This window comes from Micromonospora sp. NPDC005087, assembly GCF_042872965.1.
Classification (GTDB): domain Bacteria; phylum Actinomycetota; class Actinomycetes; order Mycobacteriales; family Micromonosporaceae; genus Micromonospora.
The window spans coordinates 213,987-232,757 of record NZ_JBIALB010000005.1 but is presented as its reverse complement, the minus strand read 5'-3'; the positions used below and the strand labels follow the sequence as shown (position 1 = coordinate 232,757).

The 18,771-nt window shown below is 73.4% G+C and carries 19 protein-coding genes; 10 read left to right on the top strand and 9 right to left on the bottom strand.

The window, feature by feature from the left end; all coding sequences use genetic code 11:
• Positions 1 to 15 precede the first annotated feature (15 nt).
• Both ACFYPS_RS14935 and ACFYPS_RS14930 read left to right on the top strand, forming a co-directional pair.
• Entirely contained in the window at positions 16 to 210 is a 195-nt protein-coding gene (locus ACFYPS_RS14935) for a hypothetical protein (RefSeq protein ID WP_354966372.1), read from the top strand.
• 114 nt (positions 211 to 324) lie between these two features.
• Entirely contained in the window at positions 325 to 873 is a 549-nt protein-coding gene (locus ACFYPS_RS14930) for a YbaK/EbsC family protein (protein ID WP_354966373.1), read from the top strand.
• A gap of 79 nt (positions 874 to 952) precedes the next feature.
• On the opposite strand, the gene ACFYPS_RS14925 is transcribed toward ACFYPS_RS14930, so the two are convergent.
• From ACFYPS_RS14925 to ACFYPS_RS14905, 5 genes are all read right to left on the bottom strand, one after another.
• A complete protein-coding gene (locus tag ACFYPS_RS14925) occupies positions 953 to 1,594 on the bottom strand; it encodes a DsbA family oxidoreductase (protein ID WP_354966374.1) in 642 nt (213 codons plus the stop codon).
• 20 nt (positions 1,595 to 1,614) lie between these two features.
• Positions 1,615 to 2,043, bottom strand: coding sequence for a SufE family protein (locus ACFYPS_RS14920; protein WP_089018370.1), 429 nt, complete (start codon positions 2,041 to 2,043; stop codon positions 1,615 to 1,617).
• 67 nt (positions 2,044 to 2,110) lie between these two features.
• The gene (locus tag ACFYPS_RS14915; protein WP_354966375.1) at positions 2,111 to 2,536 is read right to left on the bottom strand and encodes a CBS domain-containing protein; all 426 of its coding nucleotides are present in this window, start codon (positions 2,534 to 2,536) and stop codon (positions 2,111 to 2,113) included.
• A gap of 57 nt (positions 2,537 to 2,593) precedes the next feature.
• Complete coding sequence (locus ACFYPS_RS14910; protein ID WP_354966376.1) at positions 2,594 to 4,363, bottom strand: proline--tRNA ligase; 1,770 nt, start codon at positions 4,361 to 4,363, stop codon at positions 2,594 to 2,596.
• A 155-nt stretch (positions 4,364 to 4,518) separates the two neighbouring features.
• Positions 4,519 to 4,659, bottom strand: a complete 141-nt coding sequence (locus ACFYPS_RS14905; RefSeq protein WP_354966377.1) for a DUF397 domain-containing protein — start codon at positions 4,657 to 4,659, stop codon at positions 4,519 to 4,521.
• Positions 4,660 to 4,743: 84 nt separating this feature from the next.
• Here ACFYPS_RS14905 and ACFYPS_RS14900 point away from each other — a divergent pair, with 84 nt between their 5' ends.
• From ACFYPS_RS14900 to ACFYPS_RS14890, 3 genes are all read left to right on the top strand, one after another.
• Positions 4,744 to 5,511, top strand: coding sequence for an SGNH/GDSL hydrolase family protein (locus ACFYPS_RS14900; RefSeq protein ID WP_354966378.1), 768 nt, complete (start codon positions 4,744 to 4,746; stop codon positions 5,509 to 5,511).
• Between the two features lie 2 nt (positions 5,512 to 5,513).
• Positions 5,514 to 5,960 carry a hypothetical protein gene (locus tag ACFYPS_RS14895; protein WP_354966379.1) on the top strand — a complete coding sequence of 149 codons (447 nt, stop codon included), beginning with the start codon at positions 5,514 to 5,516 and terminating at the stop codon, positions 5,958 to 5,960.
• A gap of 73 nt (positions 5,961 to 6,033) precedes the next feature.
• Entirely contained in the window at positions 6,034 to 6,936 is a 903-nt protein-coding gene (locus tag ACFYPS_RS14890) for a sulfurtransferase (protein ID WP_354966380.1), read from the top strand.
• A gap of 49 nt (positions 6,937 to 6,985) precedes the next feature.
• Here the strand turns inward: ACFYPS_RS14890 and ACFYPS_RS14885 are convergent, their stop codons facing one another.
• The 3 genes from ACFYPS_RS14885 to ACFYPS_RS14875 all read right to left on the bottom strand — a co-directional run bounded on the left by ACFYPS_RS14885 (position 6,986) and on the right by ACFYPS_RS14875 (position 9,372).
• Positions 6,986 to 8,167, bottom strand: coding sequence for a hypothetical protein (locus ACFYPS_RS14885; protein WP_354966381.1), 1,182 nt, complete (start codon positions 8,165 to 8,167; stop codon positions 6,986 to 6,988).
• A complete protein-coding gene (locus ACFYPS_RS14880; RefSeq protein WP_387324829.1) occupies positions 8,164 to 8,721 on the bottom strand; it encodes a SigE family RNA polymerase sigma factor in 558 nt (185 codons plus the stop codon). The genes ACFYPS_RS14885 and ACFYPS_RS14880 overlap by 4 nt, the downstream gene beginning before the upstream one ends.
• 69 nt (positions 8,722 to 8,790) lie before the next feature.
• The gene (locus tag ACFYPS_RS14875) at positions 8,791 to 9,372 is read right to left on the bottom strand and encodes a TetR family transcriptional regulator (RefSeq protein WP_354966383.1); all 582 of its coding nucleotides are present in this window, start codon (positions 9,370 to 9,372) and stop codon (positions 8,791 to 8,793) included.
• A gap of 106 nt (positions 9,373 to 9,478) precedes the next feature.
• On the opposite strand from ACFYPS_RS14875, the gene ACFYPS_RS14870 reads away from it, so the two are divergent.
• On the top strand, positions 9,479 to 10,636 hold the full coding sequence (locus tag ACFYPS_RS14870) for an FAD-dependent oxidoreductase (RefSeq protein WP_354966384.1): 1,158 nt from the start codon (positions 9,479 to 9,481) through the stop codon (positions 10,634 to 10,636).
• On the opposite strand, the gene ACFYPS_RS14865 is transcribed toward ACFYPS_RS14870, so the two are convergent.
• Entirely contained in the window at positions 10,633 to 11,826 is a 1,194-nt protein-coding gene (locus ACFYPS_RS14865) for an MFS transporter (RefSeq protein ID WP_387324825.1), read from the bottom strand. The genes ACFYPS_RS14870 and ACFYPS_RS14865 overlap by 4 nt on opposite strands.
• Positions 11,827 to 11,945: 119 nt before the next feature.
• Here ACFYPS_RS14865 and ACFYPS_RS14860 point away from each other — a divergent pair, with 119 nt between their 5' ends.
• The 4 genes from ACFYPS_RS14860 to ACFYPS_RS14845 all read left to right on the top strand — a co-directional run bounded on the left by ACFYPS_RS14860 (position 11,946) and on the right by ACFYPS_RS14845 (position 18,708).
• Complete coding sequence (locus ACFYPS_RS14860; RefSeq protein WP_354966386.1) at positions 11,946 to 13,733, top strand: HSP90 family protein; 1,788 nt, start codon at positions 11,946 to 11,948, stop codon at positions 13,731 to 13,733.
• A 2-nt stretch (positions 13,734 to 13,735) separates the two neighbouring features.
• Complete coding sequence (locus ACFYPS_RS14855; protein WP_387324822.1) at positions 13,736 to 16,627, top strand: hypothetical protein; 2,892 nt, start codon at positions 13,736 to 13,738, stop codon at positions 16,625 to 16,627.
• 71 nt (positions 16,628 to 16,698) lie between these two features.
• Positions 16,699 to 17,298 (top strand): TetR/AcrR family transcriptional regulator, encoded by a 600-nt coding sequence (locus ACFYPS_RS14850; RefSeq protein WP_387324819.1) that lies wholly within the window; start codon positions 16,699 to 16,701, stop codon positions 17,296 to 17,298.
• 72 nt (positions 17,299 to 17,370) lie between these two features.
• On the top strand, positions 17,371 to 18,708 hold the full coding sequence (locus ACFYPS_RS14845) for a biotin carboxylase N-terminal domain-containing protein (protein WP_354966388.1): 1,338 nt from the start codon (positions 17,371 to 17,373) through the stop codon (positions 18,706 to 18,708).
• Positions 18,709 to 18,771: the final 63 nt, after the last annotated feature.

The following is an 18,771-nucleotide window of genomic DNA, read 5'->3' as shown; positions in this document are numbered from 1 at the left end:
TCTTACGGTGACGCCATGTTCGCAGTCGTCACCACCGTGATCCTTTATGTCTTCGGCTTCGTCTTCCTCTACGGCGTGATCCGGCTGGGTGTCCGGCACGCGCTGGAGGACGTGGAGCTGTTCCGAGCCAAGGCCCAGCGCGCCGAGGAGTTGGCCGCCTCCCGCGACCGCACCTTCCTGCGCGAGAACGCCTTCCTCGCCGGCAGCTGAGCCGCCGGTCGGCTCGGCCCCGGACGGGCGGGGCCGCGTGGCGGCTCGGGATCGTGGGACGGTTCGGGAGTCGCCGGGCGGTTCGGCGTGGCGGGTGCGAGGATCGCATCCGTGATGGGAACGCTGAAGACCGAACCGGCCCGTGCCCGACTGGACCTGCTCGCACCGCCGGTGGCGGAGGCGATCGCGCAGTGGCCCGCCGACGCGCCGATGGACGTCGACGAGGTGCTGGTCGCCCCGATCGACGCCGATCTCGCCGACACGGCCGCGTTCTGCGCGGCGTACGAGGTGGGGCTGGACGTGTCGGCCAACTGCGTGGTGGTGGCCGGCAAGCGCGAGGGTGTGGTCCGCTACGCGGCCTGCATCATCCTGGCCACCACCCGTGCCGACGTGAACGGAGTGGCCCGCCGGGCGCTCGACGTGCGGAAGGCGAGCTTCGCTCCGATGGACGACGCGGTCGCGCTCACCGGCATGGAGTACGGCGGCATCACCCCGATCGGGTTGCCGGCGCAGTGGCCGATCCTGGTGGACTCGCGGGTGATCGCGACGCCGCACGTGATCATCGGGTCCGGCGTACGGCACAGCAAGATCGCGCTTCCCGGGCCGGCGCTCGGCGTGCTGCCCGGCGCGCAGGTGGTGGAGGGCCTGGCCCGACCGGCCTGACCAGGCACCCGCATCGATACCGTTGCACGTGAAACATCACGCCGGTCGATGCCGGGTGCCTGGCCGGCTGCGGCCTGACTCAGTGCGAGTGTGCTCCGGACTCGCGCTGCTCGACCTCCGCCAGCGCGGCGAGCAGCGTCTGGGTCTCCTGTGCGCCGGTGACCGCGTACTTTCCGGCCAGCACGAAGGTCGGCACGCTGGTGACGCCCAACTCCCGCGCGGCGGCCAACTCGGCGGCGATGTCGGTGGCCCGCTCGTCGGAGTCGAGGAACCTGCGCACGTCGGCGGCGTCCAGGCCGATGCCGCCGGCCACCGTGGCCAGGGCCTCGTGGGAGCCGACGTCGACGCCCTGGGTGAAGTACGCCTGATAGAGCGCCTCCACCATGTCGGCGGCCCGGCCGTGGTCGGTCGCGTATGAGACCAGCCGGTGCGCGTCGAAGGTGTTGGCGGCCACCGCCCGGTCGAAGTCGAGCCGGAGCCCGTCACCGGCCGCGATCCCGGTCACGTGGGCGAACATCTGCCGGGCCCGCTCCGGGCCGCCGAACTTGGCGGCCATCGCCTCCATCAGCGGACGGGGCTCGGCCACCGGCGACGGATCGAGTTGGAACGGCCGGTAGCGGACGGTCACCTCGCCGTCGTAGCTGGCGAGCGCCTTCTCCAGCCGGCGCTTGCCGATGTAACACCACGGGCACACGACGTCCGCGTAGATCTCGATCTCCATGATCGGTGCCAACTCCCTGGTCAGCCGATCTGTTCCCGTACCTGGCGCTTGAGCCGGCCCAGGATCGCGGTGCCGCCGCGCACCCGCAGCGGGCTGATCGCCTGCGCCAGGCCCATCCGCTGGTAGAGGTCGTCCGGCACGGCCAGCACCTCCTCGGCGCTCGCGCCGGCCAACCCTTCGGCGAGGATCCCGGCGAACGCCCGGGTGGTCGGCGCCTCCGGTGGGCAGTCGAAGAGCGTCTCGACGACCCCGTCCGGCGTCACCCGGGCGCGCAGGAAGAACGCCGTCTGGCACTCCGGCACCTGCTCCATGCCCTCGCGCTCGGCGGCCTCCACCGGGAGCGGCGGGATGACGTCGGCGTACTCGAGCAGCATCTCCAGCACCAGGTCGCGCGGCGCGGAGGCGAACTCGTCGACGATCTCGGCCAGTCGGGCCGGCATGTCAGCCATGCGTCGAGGCTACCGCTGTTAATAGGGGCCCCTTCCTCTACCTGAGGCGATAGGAAGGGGCCCTTCCTTACACCGTGGGGGACTGCTCGCTGATCTCGCTGAGGGCGCTCGTCGGGTCGAGCTGCATGGCCAGGTCGCCGAGCGAGACGATGCCGACCAGTTTGCGGTCGGTGTCGCAGACCAGCACCCGGCGGATGCCCCGGTCCCGCATCAACGCCGCCGCCTCGCCCGCCGTGCAGTGCTGCTCGATCATGACCACCTCGCGGGTGACGATCGAGCCGATGGTCGTGGCGGCCGGCGAGATGTTCTCGGCCACCGCCCGGACCACGATGTCGCGGTCGGTGAGCATGCCGGCGAGGCTGGCGCCGTCGGTGACCACCACGTCACCGATGTCCGCCTCCTTCATCACCCTGGCCGCCTCGTCCAGGGTGGTCTCCGCCGGCAGGTACACCACCTGCTTGGTCATCACGTCGCTGACCCGGTAACCGGTCATCAGAGCCTCCGAAGACGTATCCACCCGATCGAACTGCGGTACCCCGTGCCGCGGTGGCTACACCACGGTCCCACGTTCCCGGCGTACCTCGTCGACCAACCGTTCCACCAGACCGTCCAACGGCAGCTCGGTGCGCCCGTCGCCGGCCCGCTCGCGCAGCTCGACGTACCCGTCGGCCAGCCGTCGGCCGACCACGACGGCGCGCGGCACACCGATCAGCTCGGCGTCGGTGAACTTCACCCCGGCCGAGACGTGCGTCCGGTCGTCGACCAGCACCCGCAGGCCGGCGGCCGCGAGCCGCCCGCCGAGCTCCAGCGCCGCGTCGAGCTGCGGCCCCTTGCCCGCCACGACCAGGTGTACGTCACACGGCGCGACCGCCGCCGGCCACACCAGCCCCCGGTCGTCGTGGTGCTGCTCGGCGATCGCCGCCACCGCCCGCGACACCCCGATGCCGTAGCAGCCCATGGTCGGCCGGACCGGCTTGCCCGCCGGACCGAGCACGTCGACCGCGAACGCGTCGGTGAACCGGCGGCCGAGTTGGAAGATGTGCCCGATCTCGATGCCCCGCCGGATGGTCAGCTGGCCACCCTCGCAGGTCGGGCAGGGGTCGCCGGCCCGTACGTCGGCCGCCTCGATCGTGCCGTCGGGCGTGAAGTCCCGCCCGCAGACCACGTCCGTCGCGTGCCGGCCCGGCTCGTTCGCCCCGGTCAACCAGGCCGAGCCGGGCACCACCCGCGGGTCGACGAGGTAGCGGATGCCCAGCTTGTCGAGCAGTTGCGGCCCGATGTACCCGCGAACCAGCTCGGGATGGTCGGCCCACTCCTCGAAGACGGCCACCTGGGCCGGGTGCAGCGCGGCGTCCACCCGCTTCAGGTCGACCTCCCGGTCACCAGGAACGCCGACCACCAGCGGCTCGGCCCGGTCCGCGCCCGGCAGACGGACGGCCAGCACGACGTTCTTCAGGGTGTCGGCGGCCGTCCAGCCGTCCCGGCCACCCAGCCGGCGCGCGTTGGCCAGCTCGACCAGGCTGGCGATCGTCGGGGTCTCGGGAGTGTCGTGCACCTCGACGGCCGGCTGCGCGGTCGGGTCGCCGGCGGCCGGCACCCGGGTGGTGACCGCCTCGGTGTTCGCCGCGTAGTCGCAGGCGGTGCAGCCGACGAAGGTGTCCTCGCCGACCGGCGTCGCGGCCAGGAACTCCTCCGACGCCGAGCCGCCCATCGCCCCGGACATCGCGTGCACCACCGTGTAGTCCAGGCCCAGCCGGTCGAAGATCCGCTGGTACGCCGCCCGGTGCCGCCCGTACGCGTCCCGCAGCCCCGCCTCGTCCAGGTCGAAGGAGTACGCGTCCTTCATGAGGAACTCCCGGCCGCGCAGCAGACCGGCCCGCGGCCGTGCCTCGTCCCGGAACTTGGTCTGCACCTGGAACAGCGTCACCGGGAAGTCCCGGTACGAGGTGAACAGGTCCTTGACCAGCAGTGCTGCCAGCTCCTCGTGGGTGGGTGCCAACAGGTACTCGGCGCCGCGTCGGTCGGCGAGGGTGAAGATGTCGTCGCCGTACTCCGTCCACCGGCCGCTGGTCCGGTACGGCTCCGCCGGCAGCAGCGCCGGGAAGTGCACCTCCTGGTCGCCGATCGCGATCAGCTCGCCGCGTACCACCTCGGTGATCCGGTCCAGCACCAGCTTGCCCAGCGGCAGCCAGGTGTAGCCGCCCGGCGCGGCGCGGCGGATGTAGCCGGCGCGCAGCAGGAGCCGGTGGCTCGGCACCTCCGCGTCGGCCGGGTCCTCGCGCAGCGTTCGCAGCAGCAGGGTCGACATGCGTAGCAGCATCAGCGCAGCCTACGACCGGTGCGGCGGGATGAGCGATCCATTTCGACGCTGATGTTCCGCGTGATCGACTCGGTTTTCATGATGTCGGGGTATCCCGTTCGTGGGGATGCCCCGGTTTCCGGGATCCCGAGTGGATCAGCCCCGGTGCGGCGAGGTCAGCGCCGTTTGGCAGCGGTGACGAAGGCTCGCCAGGACTGCGGGTCGAAGGTGAGCACCGCACCGGCCGGGTCCTCGCTGTCCCGCACACCGACGACGCGGGCCGGGCCACCCCGAGCGCGACTGATGACCTCCGCCACGTCATCCCTGCGGGGGCACCAGCGGCCGGGTCTCCGGTGACAGACTGGTCGCCGCAGGCAACGAATGGCGTGAGGGGAGCGCGGGTGCGCTGGCGCAGTTTTGTCGCGGTCGGGGACAGCTTCACCGAGGGTATGGACGACGCGTACCCGGACGGCACCTACCGAGGCTGGGCCGACATGGTGGCGACCCGGCTCGCCGCCGAGGCGGGTCCCGACTTCCGGTACGCCAATCTGGCCATCCGCGGTCGGCTCTTCCCCAGCGTGGTCGCCGAGCAGGTGCCCGCCGCGGTGGCCATGAAGCCCGACCTGATCAGCTTCGCGGCTGGCGGCAACGACGTGCTGCGCCGCACCTTCGATCCGGACACGCTGGTCGCCCGCTTCGACGAGGTGGTGCGGCAGTTGCGTTCGGGCGGCGCGGACGTGCTGCTCTTCCGGTTCGCCGACGTGATGGCCCGGCTGCCCGGCCAGCGTCTCGTCGCTCCCCGGGTGGAGCTGCTCAACCAGGCGGTCGGCGAGACCGCGGAGCGGCACGGCGCCATCATGGTCGACCTGTACGCCGACGACACCTTCCTCAACCCGATGCTCTGGAGCACCGACCGGCTGCACCTGAGCGAGGCCGGGCACCGACGGGTCGCCGGACAGGTGCTCACCGCGCTCGGCGTCGGCTGCGACGAGGAGTGGCTGATGGTGCCCCCGCACCCCGCGCCCTCTCCGTGGCTCGCCGCCCGCGCGGCCGACCTGCGCTGGGCCGGGCAGCATCTGGCCCCGTGGATCAAGCGCCGGCTGACCGGCCGGTCGTCCGGCGACACGGTCACCGCGAAGCGTCCGCTGCTCGGGCCGATCGTCGACTGAGCGTGCGCACCCTGCACACCGCGCCGCTTCTGCGGCTCACTCCGGATGGCGAGCCGGCGGCGGATCACGCCGTGGTGGTGAGCGGCGACCGGATCGAGGCCGTCGGTCCGCTGGCCGAGCTGAGCGGGGCGTACGCCGGGGTGCGGGTCCGCCGCTGGCCCGGCACGTTGGGGCCGGGTCTGCTGCACGACGGCCCGCTGCCGGTGGCGCCCACCCCGCGCGAGCGGGTGCACGCGCTGCTGCGGAGCGGGGTGACGGCGGTGCTGGCGGAGCACCTTGCGGACCCGGCGCTGCGGGCCGCAGTCGACCGGGGTGACCTGCTGGTGCTGCTGGCGGCCGTACCACCGAGATTGCACAAGGGCGGGCGCGCCGACCTGGCGGTCCTCGACGCCGACGGTGCCTGCCTGGTGACCGTGGTCGCCGGTCGGATCGCCCACCGCCGCGCCTGACCCTTCAGTCACGTGCGCGGCGTCGCACCCGATGGCCGGTCGAGGGGCAGGGTTGCGGCGTACCTTGGGGATCATGTCTGTGCCGAACGATCCTGATCCCCGCCTCCAGTCGTACGCGGACCCGCAGCGGCTGGTCACCACCGACTGGCTGGCCGAGCACCTGGGCGACGAGGGCCTCGTCGTGGTCGAGTCCGACGAGGACGTGCTGCTCTACGAGTCCGGTCACATCCCCGGTGCCGTCAAGGTCGACTGGCACACGGAGCTGAACGACCAGGTGACCCGGGACTATCTCGACGCGAAGGGCTTCGCCGAGATGTGCGCCGCCAAGGGCATCGGCCGAGGCGACACGGTGGTCTTCTACGGCGACAACTTCAACTGGTGGGCCGCGTACGCCCTCTGGGTCTTCTCGCTCTTTGGGCACGCCGACGTGCGGCTGCTCGACGGCGGCCGGCAGAAGTGGATCGCCGAGGGGCGCGAGGTGACCCGCGACAAGCCGTCCCGTCCGCGCGCCGACTACCCGGTGCCGCTGCGGGACGACACGCCGCTCCGGGCGTTCCGCGAGCAGGTGATGGCGCACATCGCCGCGGGTCGGCCGCTGGTCGACGTCCGGTCCCCGGGCGAGTACACCGGCGAGATGCTGCACATGCCGGACTACCCGCAGGAGGGTGCGCTGCGTGGCGGGCACATCCCGGGTGCGGTGAACAAGCCGTGGAAGTCCGCCGCCAACGAGGACGGCACGTTCAAGTCGTCGGACGAACTGCGCGCGATCTACGCCGACCAGCTCGGCCTCAGCCCGGACGACGACGTGATCGCGTACTGCCGGATCGGTGAGCGGTCGAGCCACACCTGGTTCGTGCTGCGGCACCTGCTGGGATACCCGCAGGTGCGTAACTACGACGGCTCCTGGACCGAGTGGGGCAACCTGGTCCGGGCTCCCGTCGTGAAGGGCGACCAGCCGGGCGGCCTCGCCGCCTGAGCGGCCCAACCGTCCCCGCGCGGCCGTTGTCGTCTCGCGGGGACGGTGCTCAGCCAGCCAGTGCCACCACACCGGGCAGGTCGCGGACGATACCGCTGACCTCGCCGGTCTCCGGGTGCCACCGTGCCAGGCCGGCCGGTTCCAGACGGAGGAGCACCGCACCCTCCTTGTCCCAGCCCAGCACCTCGCAACAGCCCTTGGCGCGGTCCCGGCCCAGGTCGAGGACGTGGGAAACAGCGCCGGTGCGGGCGTCCAGCACGGCCACTCCCTCGGCGCCGTCGATCTCGCCGCTGGTGATCCACGCTGCCCGGGCCAGCCGCTCGCCGTGCAACCAACCCCGGCCATAGAACTCGTTGACCTGGTACGGCGCGGGCAGCGCGTCGCCGGTGATCCGCTCTTCGGAGCGGATGGTGCCCTCGCGGGCGGTCCGGCTGCGCAGCATCAGGCCGCCCCGCTCGCCACCCACCTCGACTAGCGCCGCCTCGCGGCCTGCCGCCGGGTCGGGTGCCACGACGTCCCAGGCCGACACATCGATGGTGCTCGCCGCGTCGGTCTCCCGGTCCACCGCGTACGTCCGGTTGTCGCCGCCGACCAGCACCCGGTCGTTCGCCCAGACCACCAGCTCCAGGTAACCGTCGAGCGGGACCCGGCGCACGCCCGCTCTGGTGAGGTCGACCATGACCAGCTCGCTGGTCTGTGCGAAAGCGGCCCATCGGCCGTCCGGCGACAGCACTCCCGGCTTCACGGCGGGCGCCTCGTTGCCGCCCTCGTCCCGGGTGGGCGCCAGCGAAACAACGTCGAGACTGCGCACGACGCCGTCGTCGCCGAGGATCCGGACGGGACCGTCCGCGTGATTCTCCTCGTCCAGAGGCTGGAACAGTGCCAGCGCCCGCTGGACCGGTCGCTCCGACAGCCGCACGGTCGCCGGGCCGCTGAGCCGGGCCAACGGGTCGGGCGGGAAGGGCAGCTCGGCGGGGGCCCGCACCACCGGCGGGGCATGGCTGGGCTCCACGGTCGGGGCCACCGAATGGTCCGGCGGCGGATCCGCGGGCGGTCGCAGGGCGGCCACCGTGCCGCCGCCGATCAGTGCCACGGCCAGGGCGACCGCGCCGACCGCCCATCGGGTACGCCGGGTACGTCGGGCCCGCTCCCAGCCGGCCGCCGCTGGGTGGCTGGGTCGGACGTCCTCGACGCTGACGGTCAGCAGCCGACGCAGGTCCTGCTCGTTCACGGGTTCACCTCCAGGCCGCTGGCCAGGTCGCCGCGAGTCGCCGGCTCCTGGGCCGGTCGGGAGTCCCGGGCGAGTTCCGGGGCCACCTCGCGGAGCCGCCGCAGCGCCGCGTGGCACTGGCTCTTCACGGTGCCGACGGTCACGCCGAGCGCCTCGGCCGTGGCGACCTCGGTCAGGTCCTCGTAGTAGCGCAGGACCAGCACGGCCCGCTGCCGGGGCGGCAGCAGGCCGAGCGCGTCGTGCAGGGTGAGCCGCAGCGCGCCGTCGCGGTCGGGGGCCACCTGCTCCGGCGGGTCGGCGCTGAGCCGTTCCCGCCGCTGGCGACGCCACCACGACACCGTGTCCCGGTAGAGGATGGCCCGCACGTACGCGGCGGGATCGCCGTCGCGGACCGTGGTCCAGCGCAGCGCCAGCTTGAGCAGCGCCTCCTGGAGGAGGTCCTCGGCCTGGTGCCGGTTGCCGCAGATCAGGTAGGCCGCGCGCAGCAGGCGGTGCTGGTGGCTCTCCACGAAGGCGAGGTAGCCGTCACGTCCGTCACTTGCCGCCGGTCCCATTCGCCCACCTCCCGGCCGTCGCGTTCGGCCGTCACCTGGCAGACGCACGGGGAGGGGGAAAAGGTTGGGTCAGCTCTCCGGCTGCCCGGTCAGATAGCGCTGGAGGGTTGGTGCGACCCAGGAAACCAGCTCCTCCGGATCCAGCTCCACCATCGGCGGCAGGCGGACGATGTAGCGGGTGAAGGCGAGGCCGAGGATCTGACTGGCCACCAGGCTGGCACGCCGCGCGGTGGTTGCCGGGTCGGTGCCGAAGGTCGCCACGGCCGCGGTGAGCTGATCGGCGAAGATGCCGCGGATTCGTTCCGCCGCGCCCGGATTGGTGCTGGCGGCCCGGAGCAGTGCCGCCAGCGTCTCGTCGCCCTCCCACCGGGCGAGGAAGTGCCGCACCAGCACCGCACCGAACTGCTCGGGCGGCACGTCGGTCAGGTCGGGCAGCCGTAGGTCGAACTCGGCCGCCGCCGCGAAGAGGCCCTCCTTGCTGCCGTAGTAGCGCATCACCATCGACGGGTCGATCCGGGCGTCGGCGGCGATGGCCCGGATCGTGGCGCGCTCGTACCCGTCCGCGGCGAATCGCTCGCGAGCGGCGCGCAGGATCGCGGCCCGGGTGACGTCCGAGCGGCGGGGCTGGGCGGAGTGGGCGGGCGCTGTCATGTCAACGACCGTATGCCAACGGCTGTTGACACACAATGAGCTGGCTCTAGCGTTGCCAACAAGTGTTTGCCAACAGCTGTTGGCAACGGTCGTCCGGGAGGTGGCCATGCTGCCCACGCATACCGACGTTCTGGTGGTGGGAGCCGGGCCAACAGGCCTCGCCGCCGCACTGACACTGGCCCGCCGCGGATTCGAGGTGACCGTGGTGGACCAACTCGCCAGCCCGCCGGTGACCTCCCGCGCGGCCGTCGTGCACGCGTACACCCTGGAGGAGCTGGACCGGATCGGCGCCGCGGCGCCGCTGGTCGCCCAGGGGGTGCGGGCGCCGCGCTTCACCGTCCGCGACCGGGACCGGGTGCTGCTGTCGGTCCCGTTCCACCAGCTGCCGTCCCGCTTCCCCTACGCGCTGATGGTCTCCCAGGCGGTCACCGAGGCCGTGCTCACCGAGCGCCTGGCCGACCTCGGCGTCCAGGTCCGGCGGCCGTGCCAGATGTCCGGTCTGAGCCGGACCGCTGACGGGGCGCTCGCGCAGGTCGACGGGGCCGAGGTGCGCGCCCGGTTCGTGGTCGGCGCGGACGGCCTGCACAGCACGGTCCGGCGGCTGGCCGGCATCGGCTTCACCGGCCCCAGCGACGAGGAGTCCTTCGTGCTGGCCGACGTGCGGGTGGACAGCGCCCTGCCCCGCGACGAGGCGGCGCTCTTCCTCGCCCGGTCCGGGCCGCTGATCTGGGCGCCGCTCCCGGACGGGGTGGTGCGGCTGGTCGCCGCCGCGCCGACCGCGCCGGCCGAGCCCGACCCGGCGTACCTCCAGGCGCTGCTCGACGAGCGCGGCCCGACGCGGCAACCCGAACGGGTCACCGAAGTGCTCTGGGGATCCCGGTTCCGGGTGCACCACCGGATCGCCGACACGTTCCGGTCCGGACCGGTGCTGCTGGCCGGCGACGCGGGGCACGTGCACAGTCCCGCCGGCGGGCAGGGCATGAACCTCGGCATCTGCGATGCGGTGGCGCTCGGCACCGCGCTGGCCGATGTGCTCGGCGGCGGTCCGCAGACGCTGCTGGACGACTACACCGCCCGGCAGCGCCCGATGGCCGAGGACGTGCTCAGCTTCGCCGCCGGGCTGACCAGGCTGGCCACCCTCTCCCCGGCCCGCCGGCCGGTACGCGACGTGCTGCTCCGGCTGCTCGGTGCCCTACCGCCGGCCCGGCGCCAGATCGCGCTGCGCCTGTCCGGGCTGTCCCACCGGGAACGAACGCCGGGCTAGTCCCGCAGTGTCCGCCACGCCGCCAGAGTGACCAGTGCGAACGTCCCGGCCGCCGCACCCGCCACCGGCACGGTTCCGTACGCCGCGGCGACCAGCCCGGCCACCGCCGCGCCCACCGGTGCGGTGAGCAGCCCGACCATCCGCTGGGCGGCACCCACCCGACCGAGCAGTCCGCTCGGCACGTGCCGCTGCCCGTACGACGCGCACAGGCTGTTCCACACCACGGTGCCGGCGGCGAAGACGGCCAGCGCGATCCCGCCCGGCACCGGATGCCGGGCCAGCGCGAACCCGGCCAACGCGACGGTCTGCACGGCGAGCACCACGCGCAGCGCGGTCACCGTGCCGAGCCGGGCGGCGAGCCGACCCGACCCGAGCGCCCCGGCCACGCCGCCGACGATCGCCCCCGCGGCGAACAGGCCGTACCCGGCCGGCGGCACCCGCAACACGTCCAGCGCGTAGAGCACCAGCACCGCGAGCAGCCCGCTGATCGCCAGGTTGCTCGCGGCGGCCAGCAGGGTGACCCGCCACAGTGTCCGGTGCCCACGCAGCCACCGCATCCCCTCGACGATCTCGCCCCAGACCGACCCCCGCCGAACTCCGGCCACGGCGTGCGGAGCGGGTATCGGGGTGAGGGCCAGGACGAGCAGGGCGGCCACCGCGAAGGTGACGGCGTCGACGGTGAACGGGAGAGCGGGGGCGGCGGCGAAGAGAACGCCGGCGGCGGGTGCGCCGAGGAAGCCGCCGGCCACCGCCGTGCCCGCCTGGAGTCGGCCGTTCGCCCGGGGCAGCGCGGCCGGCGGCACCAGCGCGGGAAGCAGCGCGAACGAGGCGGCGTCGAACAGGGTGCCCAACGCGGCGAGGAGGAACGCGGCCACCAGCAGCGCCAGGACGCCGGCCCGGTCGAAGGCAACCGCCACGGCCAGCGCCGCCACCACGACGGCGCGGGCCCCGTCCACCAGGGCCATCGTCCGCCGGCGGTCCCAACGGTCCGCGTACACACCGCCGAGCAGGCCGAAGAGCAACGGCGGTAGCTGAGCGACCACGGTGACCGCCGCGATGACCCGGGGATCGTGGGTCATCGTCGCGGCCAGCAGCGCCAAGGCCGGCGTACGCAGCGCGTCCCCCAACCGCGAGGAGACGGCGGCGGACCAGAGCAGCCGGAAATCCCGGCCCAGAACGGAGGAGGTCATGGCGGTGACCGTGCGGGTTCGACCGGGTCGAGGGTCAAACCGCCGGGCGAAAGGGGGACGCACGTGTCGGTGATCATCGGTACGGTGGGCGCCGGCATCGGACCGGGGAGAACTCAGGCGTGGACCACACCTTCCAGGTCGACCTGCGTGGCGTGGTCGACCTGCTCAGTCATCACCTCTACGGCAGCCCGCGGGTCTACGTCCGTGAGCTGCTGCAGAACGCGGTGGACGCGATCACCGCCCGGCGTGCCAGCGAGCCGGACGCTTCCGCGCTGGTCCGCATCGAGCCGCCGGACAGCACCGGCGACGGCACGCTTCGGGTGCACGACACCGGCATCGGCCTCACCGAGGCGCAGGTGCACGAGCTGCTGGCCACCATCGGCCGCAGCTCCAAGCGCGACGAGCTCGGCTTCTCCCGGCACGAGTTCCTCGGCCAGTTCGGCATCGGCCTGCTCTCCTGCTTCCTGGTGGCCGACGAGATCCGGGTGCTCACCCGGCACGGGGACCACCCCACGGTCCGCTGGACCGGGTACGCCGACGGCCGCTACTCGGTGACCGTGGCGCCGCCGGAGGCCGCCCGCCCCGAGCCGGGCACGACGGTCACGCTGGTGCCCCGCCGCGACGCCGACCAGTGGTTCAGCACCCCGACCGTCACCGACCTGGCCCGGCTCTTCGGTTCCCTGCTGCCGGTCACCGTCCGCGTCGGCGACGTGGTCACCACCACCGGTGAGCCACCCTGGCCGACCACGGCGGGAGCGCCGGTCGACCGGGCGGCGCTCATTTCGTACGCCCGGGAGATGCTCGGCGTCGACCCGTTCGACGTGGTGCCACTGAGCGTGCCGGAGGCCGGGCTGACCGGTGTCGCCTTCATCCTGCCCACCCCGGTGAACCCGGCGGCCCGGGCCGGGCACCGGGTCTACCTCAAGCGGATGCTGCTCACCGAGCACGCCGACGGGCTCCTGCCCGACTGGGCGTTCTTCGCGCACTGCGTGGTGGACGCGACCGAGTTGCGCCCGACCGCCAGCCGGGAGGCCCTCTACGAGGACACCCTGCTGACCGCCACCCGGGAGGCGCTCGGCGACCAGGTACGCGGCTGGCTGGTCCGGCTGGCGCGGCACGACCCGCACCGGCTCGCCGAGTTCCTTCAGGTGCACCACCTCGGCGTGAAGGCGTTGGCGCTGCACGACGACGAGATGCTCCGACTGGTCGACCGGTGGTGGCCGATGGACACCAACGTCGGCACGCTCACCCTCGCCGAGTTCCGGGAGCGCTACGGGGTGCTCCGCTACGCGGCGAGCCTCGACGAGTTCCGCCAGCTCGCCGCGGTGGCCGCCGCACAGGACCTGGCGGTGGTCAACGCCGGCTACACCTACGACACCGAGCTGATCGAGCGGCTGCCGACGGTGGACCGCTCGGTGCTGATCGAGCGGCTGGAGCCGAGCGACCTCACCACCCGCTTCGACGGTCTCGACCCGCAGGTGGAGCTGGCCCTGCGGCCGTTCCTCACCGCGGCGCAGCGGGCCGTCGAGCGCTCCGGCTGCGAGGTGGTCATCCGGGCGTACGACCCGGTCTCGCTGCCCGCGCTCTACCTGGTCAGCCGGTCGGCGGCGTTCAACGACCAGCTCGCGGCCAGCCGGGACCGGGCCGACGAGCTGTGGGGCGGAGTGCTCGACGCGCTCGCCGCCACCGCTCCGCCGGACCGCCCGCAGCTGGTGCTCAACCACCGCAACCCGCTGGTCCGCCGGGTCACCATGCTGGCCGACCCGGAGCTGGTCGGGCTCGCCGTCGAGGCGCTGTACGGGCAGGCGCTGCTGCTCGGCCACCATCCGATCCGCGCGGCCGACGCCGCGCTGCTGAACGATTCCTTCCTCGGCCTGCTCGGCCGGGCCGTGCCAGGACGGGAGTGACCATGGCCGACGAGGACCTGTGGCGGGTGCTGCGCGGCATCGCCGACATGCCGTACGGGGCGGGGCAGATCGCCGCGCTGGAGCAGTTGCTGCGCCGGGTGGACGCCGCGGACGACCGGCATCTCGCCTTCGTGACCCGGATGCAGGCCACCACCGGGTACGTCTACGGCGGCGAGTCGGCGAAGTCCTTCGTGACGTTCTCCTGGTGCCTGTCCGAGTTCGACCGGGATCCGCAGCCCTACCACCAGCGCCACCTGCACCAACTGCTGTGGCACTTCAAGTACATGGTGTCCGGCCTGCTGAAGTTCCCGGACGTGCCGCTGGACCGCACGTACGGGGTGCTGGACGACATGGAACGGCGCTACCGGGCCGGCGGGCACAGCCTGCAGACCGTCCACAAGCACCGGTTCCGGGTCGCCGACCACGTCGGTGACGCGGAGGCGGCCGCGCACTGGTACCGGCTCTGGCAGACCACCCCGCGCGACGAACTCTCCGACTGCGCCGGCTGTGACCCGACGAGCCAGGTGGGCTACCTCGCCGACACCGGGCGGGACGCCGAGGCGGTGGCGCTGGCCGAGCCGGTGCTCGCCGGTCGGCTCACCTGCAACGAGCAGCCGCAGGCGATCCTCACCGCGCTGCTCCTGCCGTATCTGCGCACCGGGTGGGGTGAGTCGGCGCGGGACGCGCACCGGGAGGCGTACCGCCGGCTGCGCGGCAACCTCGCCGACCTGTGGGACATCGGCGACCACATCGAGTTCTGCACGCTGACCGGCAACGAGGCGCGGGCGGTGGAGCTGGTCGAACGGCACCTGGACTGGCTGGACCGGCCGCCGTCGCCGGCCGCCGCGATGCACTTCGCGGCGACCGCCGCCGCCGCGCTGCGTCAGGCCGGCCGGATCGGCGCGCCGACCGTGTACCGCCGTGCCGCCGAGGGTCGGCCGGCCGGCGAGGTGCCCGCGCTGACGCTCGCCGACGAGCTGGCGGAGACCGCGACCGCGCTGGCCGCCCGCTTCGACGCCCGCAACGGCACCGCACACCAGTCGGAGTGGATAGCCAGTCGGCTCGCCGTGCGAGCGAGCGGTGAGCACCTGCCGCTCTCCGCCAGCGTCCGCCGCCGTCCGGCCCGCCCGTCCGGGGACGAGCCGGGCATCCACCGGGACCGGGGTGCGTCACCGGCCACCTCCGACCGGGCGCGGGCCGGCGACGAGACCACCGTGGCCCTGCCCGCCGACGCCGGCCCGGACGAGCTCCTGACCCTCGCCGAGGAGAGCTGGGGCCGGCACGACCGGGCCACGTTCCGGGCGGCGCTGGCCGCCTGCGACGACCGGTTCGGCACCGACGACCTCGCACCGCGTACGGCCGCGTACCGGCTGGCGCTGCGGGCGGCCGAGCGCGGCGACGAGGACGACATCGCGGGCGCGATCGAGATGAACCGGGCGGCGCTGAGCCGGTACCGGGAGGCGGCCGAGGAGGTGCCCGCCCAGGTGGTGGCCGGGCGGCTCGGCGTGCTGCTGACCCGCTCCGACGACGACGCCGAGGAGGGGCTGGCGCTGGTCCGAGCCGCGGCCGAGGTGTTGGACCGGCTCGGCGACGCGCGACAGCGCGCCGCCGGGCACGATCGGGTGGCGCTGGCGCTGCTGCACCGGGAACGCTGGGCGGAGGCGCTCGCCGCGCTCGACCGGGTGCCCGCCGACGCGGGCGGCGACCGGCATCTGGCGGCCCGGATCGCGCTGCACCGGGCACACCTGCTGGAGCAGTCGGACCGCGTCGACGAGGCCCGCGCGGCCGCCGACGAGGCCCGCCGGATCGGCCGTGAGCTGGGCGTCGGCGAGCTGATCACGGCGGCCTGCCTGACGTACGTCAGGACGGTGGACGATCCGGCCGACGCCGTGGCCGCCTGCGACGAGGCGCTGGCCGTGGCGCCGGCGGCTGCGGAGCTGCCGGTCCGGGTCGCCCGGGCCCGGGCGCTGCTCTCCGCCGGGCGGGCCCCCGACGCGGTGGACGACTTCGTCGAGGCGGTGACGCTCTGCGTGGAGCGGGGCGCCGAGGGGGACGCCTTCCTGCGCTGGGAGCTGGCGAACGCGTACCGGATCGTGGGTCGGCTCGGTGAGGCGGCCGAGGTCGCCGAGGAGGCCGTCCTCGGTCTGGACCGGCTCGGCGCCCAGGCGGAGGCGGACCGCTGTCGGCACCTGCTGGCCGGTGTCTACGCCGGGCTCGGCGAGATCGACCCGGCGCTGGCACTGCTGGAGCGGTTGGCCGACAACCTGGACGGCCCGGACAACCTCCCGCACCGCGCGCAGGTGCTGGAGGAGGCCGGCGGGATCCTCTACGACGCCGACCGGGACGCGGTGGCCGCCGAGCGGTTCGCGGCTGCCGCCACGGCGTACCGGCTCGCCGACCTGCCGCTCGACGAGCTGCGGGCCCGCCGGCGGGAGGCGTACGCCTGGTTCTGGTCCGATGACCGGCCGTCGGCGGTACGCGCCATCGAGCTGGTGGACGGCTTGGCGGCGACGCTGGCCGGGCAGCCGGAGCAGTCGCCGCCGGTGACGTACGAGCTGGCGATGGCCGCCGAGGCCGGTGCGCGGGTGCTGACCGGGGAGGATCGGCCGGACGAGGCGCTGGGCCGGCTGGTCGGGGTGCCTGACCGGTTGCGGTCGATCGAGGCGTTCGGCGAGGCCGCGCAGGTGGAGATCCTCATCGGTGAGCTGCTGCTGCGCCTGGACCGTCCGGCCGAGGCGGAGCCGCTGCTGCGCCGGGTGCTCGGTGGCCTTCCGGCGGACTCGCGGCCGGTGCGCCAGACCGCCTGGCTGCTGGCCCGCGCGCTGGACCTGCTGGACCGGCCGGAGGAGGCCGCGGCGCTGCGGGAGGAGCACGACCTCGACCCGGACGACTGACCCGACCGACGGTGCGGCCTGCGCAACTGACCGGTAACCATCGCGCGCGGCTCGCGGTCTACGCTTGCCCCGTGACGGTGGAGCAGCGGGCACGGGGCGCGGCGGGTGCGGGCCGGCGCCGGTCCCGCAAGGACGAGATCCTGGAGATCGCGGTCGGTCTGTTCGCCGCCCGGGGCTACCACGGGGTGTCGATGGACGACATCGGCGCGGCCGCCGGGGTCACGGGTCCGGCGCTCTACCACCACTTCGCCGGCAAGGAGGCGATGCTCGCCGCCGCGCTGATCCCGGTCAGTGAGGGGCTGCTGGCCGGCGGGCGGGAACGCTCCGCCGGGCACCCGGACGACCCGCGCGGCGTACTGGAGTCGCTGATCGACTTCCACGTCGAGTTCGCGCTGGCCAACCCGGCGGTGATCGCGCTGCACCTGCACGAGCTGGACCGCCTGCCGGACGAGCCGCGGCGGCGGATCCGCCGGCTGCAACGGCTCTACGTCGAGGAGTGGGTGACGGTGCTCACCGCGCTGCACCCGGGCATGCCCGACGGCGAGGCGCGGGTGCTGGCGCACGCCGCGTTCGGCCTGATGAACTCGACTCCGTTCCTCGGTGGCGAGGTGGACCGCCGACGCCGCGCCGAGCTGCTGCGCGACGCCGCCCTGGCCGCGCTGCTCGCCTGAGCCGACTCGTCACCGGCGTACCGGGCATGGTTTCCTGACAACCGTCCCAACATCCGGACGCCGGGAGGAAACATGATCGAGTCACTGCTGGTCGCCAATCGGGGCGAGATCGCCCGCCGGATCATCCGTACCGCCAAGCGGCTCGGCATCCGCGCGATCGCGGTGTACTCGGAGGCCGACGCCCATCTGCCGTTCGTCGCCGAGGCGGACGAGGCGGTCCTCATCGGCCCGCCGAACCCGGCGCAGAGCTACCGCAACACCGAGGCGATCCTCGCCGCCGCGAAGTCGACCGGAGCGCAGGCCATCCACCCCGGGTACGGCTTCCTGTCGGAGAACGCCGAGTTCGCCCGTACCGTCGAGTCGAGCGGCCTGATCTGGGTCGGCCCCGGCGCGGACGCGATCACCGCGATGGGCGACAAGATCAACGCCCGGAACCTGATGGCGGCGGCCGGCGTTCCGGTCGCGCCCGGCACCACCGACCCGGCCGCCGACCTGGACAGGGCGGTGACGGCCGCCGCCGGGATCGGTTACCCGGTGATGGTCAAGGCCGCCGCCGGTGGCGGCGGCATGGGTATGGGCGTGGCCGTCGACGAGGCCGCGCTGCGCACCGAGTACGACAAGGTGCGCGCGTTCGCCGAGCGGATGTTCGGCGACGGCTCGGTGCTGATCGAGAGGTACTTCCCCCGGGTGCGCCATGTCGAGGTGCAGATCCTCGGCCTGGCCGACGGCCGGGTGGTGGCGCTGGGCGAGCGGGAGTGCTCGGTGCAGCGGCGTAACCAGAAGCTGGTCGAGGAGTCGCCGTCCCCGGCGGTCTCGCCGGAGCTGCGCGAGCGTTTCCTGGCCGCCGCGGTACGCGCCGGTGAGGCGGTGAACTATCGCAACGCGGGCACGGTGGAGTGCCTGCTCGATCCATCTACGAACGAGTTCTTCTTTCTGGAGATGAACACGCGGCTCCAGGTGGAGCACCCTGTGACCGAGTACGTCTACGGCGTCGACCTGGTCGAGGAGCAGCTGCGGGTGGCGTCCGGGCTGGCGCCGACCTTCGATCCGGACGCGCTGGCACCGAGCGGGCACGCCATCGAGATGCGGATCAACGCCGAGGACCCGAAGCGCTTCCTGCCCGGCCCGGGCGTGGTCAGGACCTGGGTGGAACCGACCGGCGACGGGGTCCGGGTGGATTCCGGCTACACCGAGGGCAACACCGTCACCCCGTTCTACGACAGCTTGATGGCCAAGCTGATCATCAGTGGCGCCACCCGCGGCGAGGTGATCGAGCGGGCCCGGACGGCGGTCGCCGCCTTCCAGATCGAGGGCCCGAAGAACAACCTGCCCTTCTTCGCCGAGCTCCTGGAGAACGAGGAGTTCCTCTCCGGCGCCTACGACACCGGCATCGTCTCCCGCATGCGCTGATCCGCCGGGCTGCCAGTGTGGCCGGGCCTGCCAGTGCCGCCGTCCCGGCGACCCGGCGGCACT

Bases quoted from the DNA above. Each gene is read 5' to 3' on its own strand.
- ACFYPS_RS14915 (WP_354966375.1), bottom strand. From the start codon at position 2,536: ATGACCGGTTACCGGGTCAGCGACGTGATGACCAAGCAGGTGGTGTAC.
- ACFYPS_RS14865 (WP_387324825.1), bottom strand. From the start codon at position 11,826: ATGACCTCCTCCGTTCTGGGCCGGGATTTCCGGCTGCTCTGGTCCGCC.
- ACFYPS_RS14925 (WP_354966374.1), bottom strand. From the start codon at position 1,594: ATGGAGATCGAGATCTACGCGGACGTCGTGTGCCCGTGGTGTTACATC.
- ACFYPS_RS14930 (WP_354966373.1), top strand. From the start codon at position 325: ATGGGAACGCTGAAGACCGAACCGGCCCGTGCCCGACTGGACCTGCTC.
- ACFYPS_RS14870 (WP_354966384.1), top strand. From the start codon at position 9,479: ATGCTGCCCACGCATACCGACGTTCTGGTGGTGGGAGCCGGGCCAACA.
- ACFYPS_RS14845 (WP_354966388.1), top strand. From the start codon at position 17,371: ATGATCGAGTCACTGCTGGTCGCCAATCGGGGCGAGATCGCCCGCCGG.
- ACFYPS_RS14890 (WP_354966380.1), top strand. From the start codon at position 6,034: ATGTCTGTGCCGAACGATCCTGATCCCCGCCTCCAGTCGTACGCGGAC.
- ACFYPS_RS14855 (WP_387324822.1), top strand. From the start codon at position 13,736: ATGGCCGACGAGGACCTGTGGCGGGTGCTGCGCGGCATCGCCGACATG.
- ACFYPS_RS14935 (WP_354966372.1), top strand. From the start codon at position 16: ATGTTCGCAGTCGTCACCACCGTGATCCTTTATGTCTTCGGCTTCGTC.
- ACFYPS_RS14910 (WP_354966376.1), bottom strand. From the start codon at position 4,363: ATGCTGCTACGCATGTCGACCCTGCTGCTGCGAACGCTGCGCGAGGAC.
- ACFYPS_RS14920 (WP_089018370.1), bottom strand. From the start codon at position 2,043: ATGGCTGACATGCCGGCCCGACTGGCCGAGATCGTCGACGAGTTCGCC.
- ACFYPS_RS14880 (WP_387324829.1), bottom strand. From the start codon at position 8,721: ATGGGACCGGCGGCAAGTGACGGACGTGACGGCTACCTCGCCTTCGTG.
- ACFYPS_RS14875 (WP_354966383.1), bottom strand. From the start codon at position 9,372: ATGACAGCGCCCGCCCACTCCGCCCAGCCCCGCCGCTCGGACGTCACC.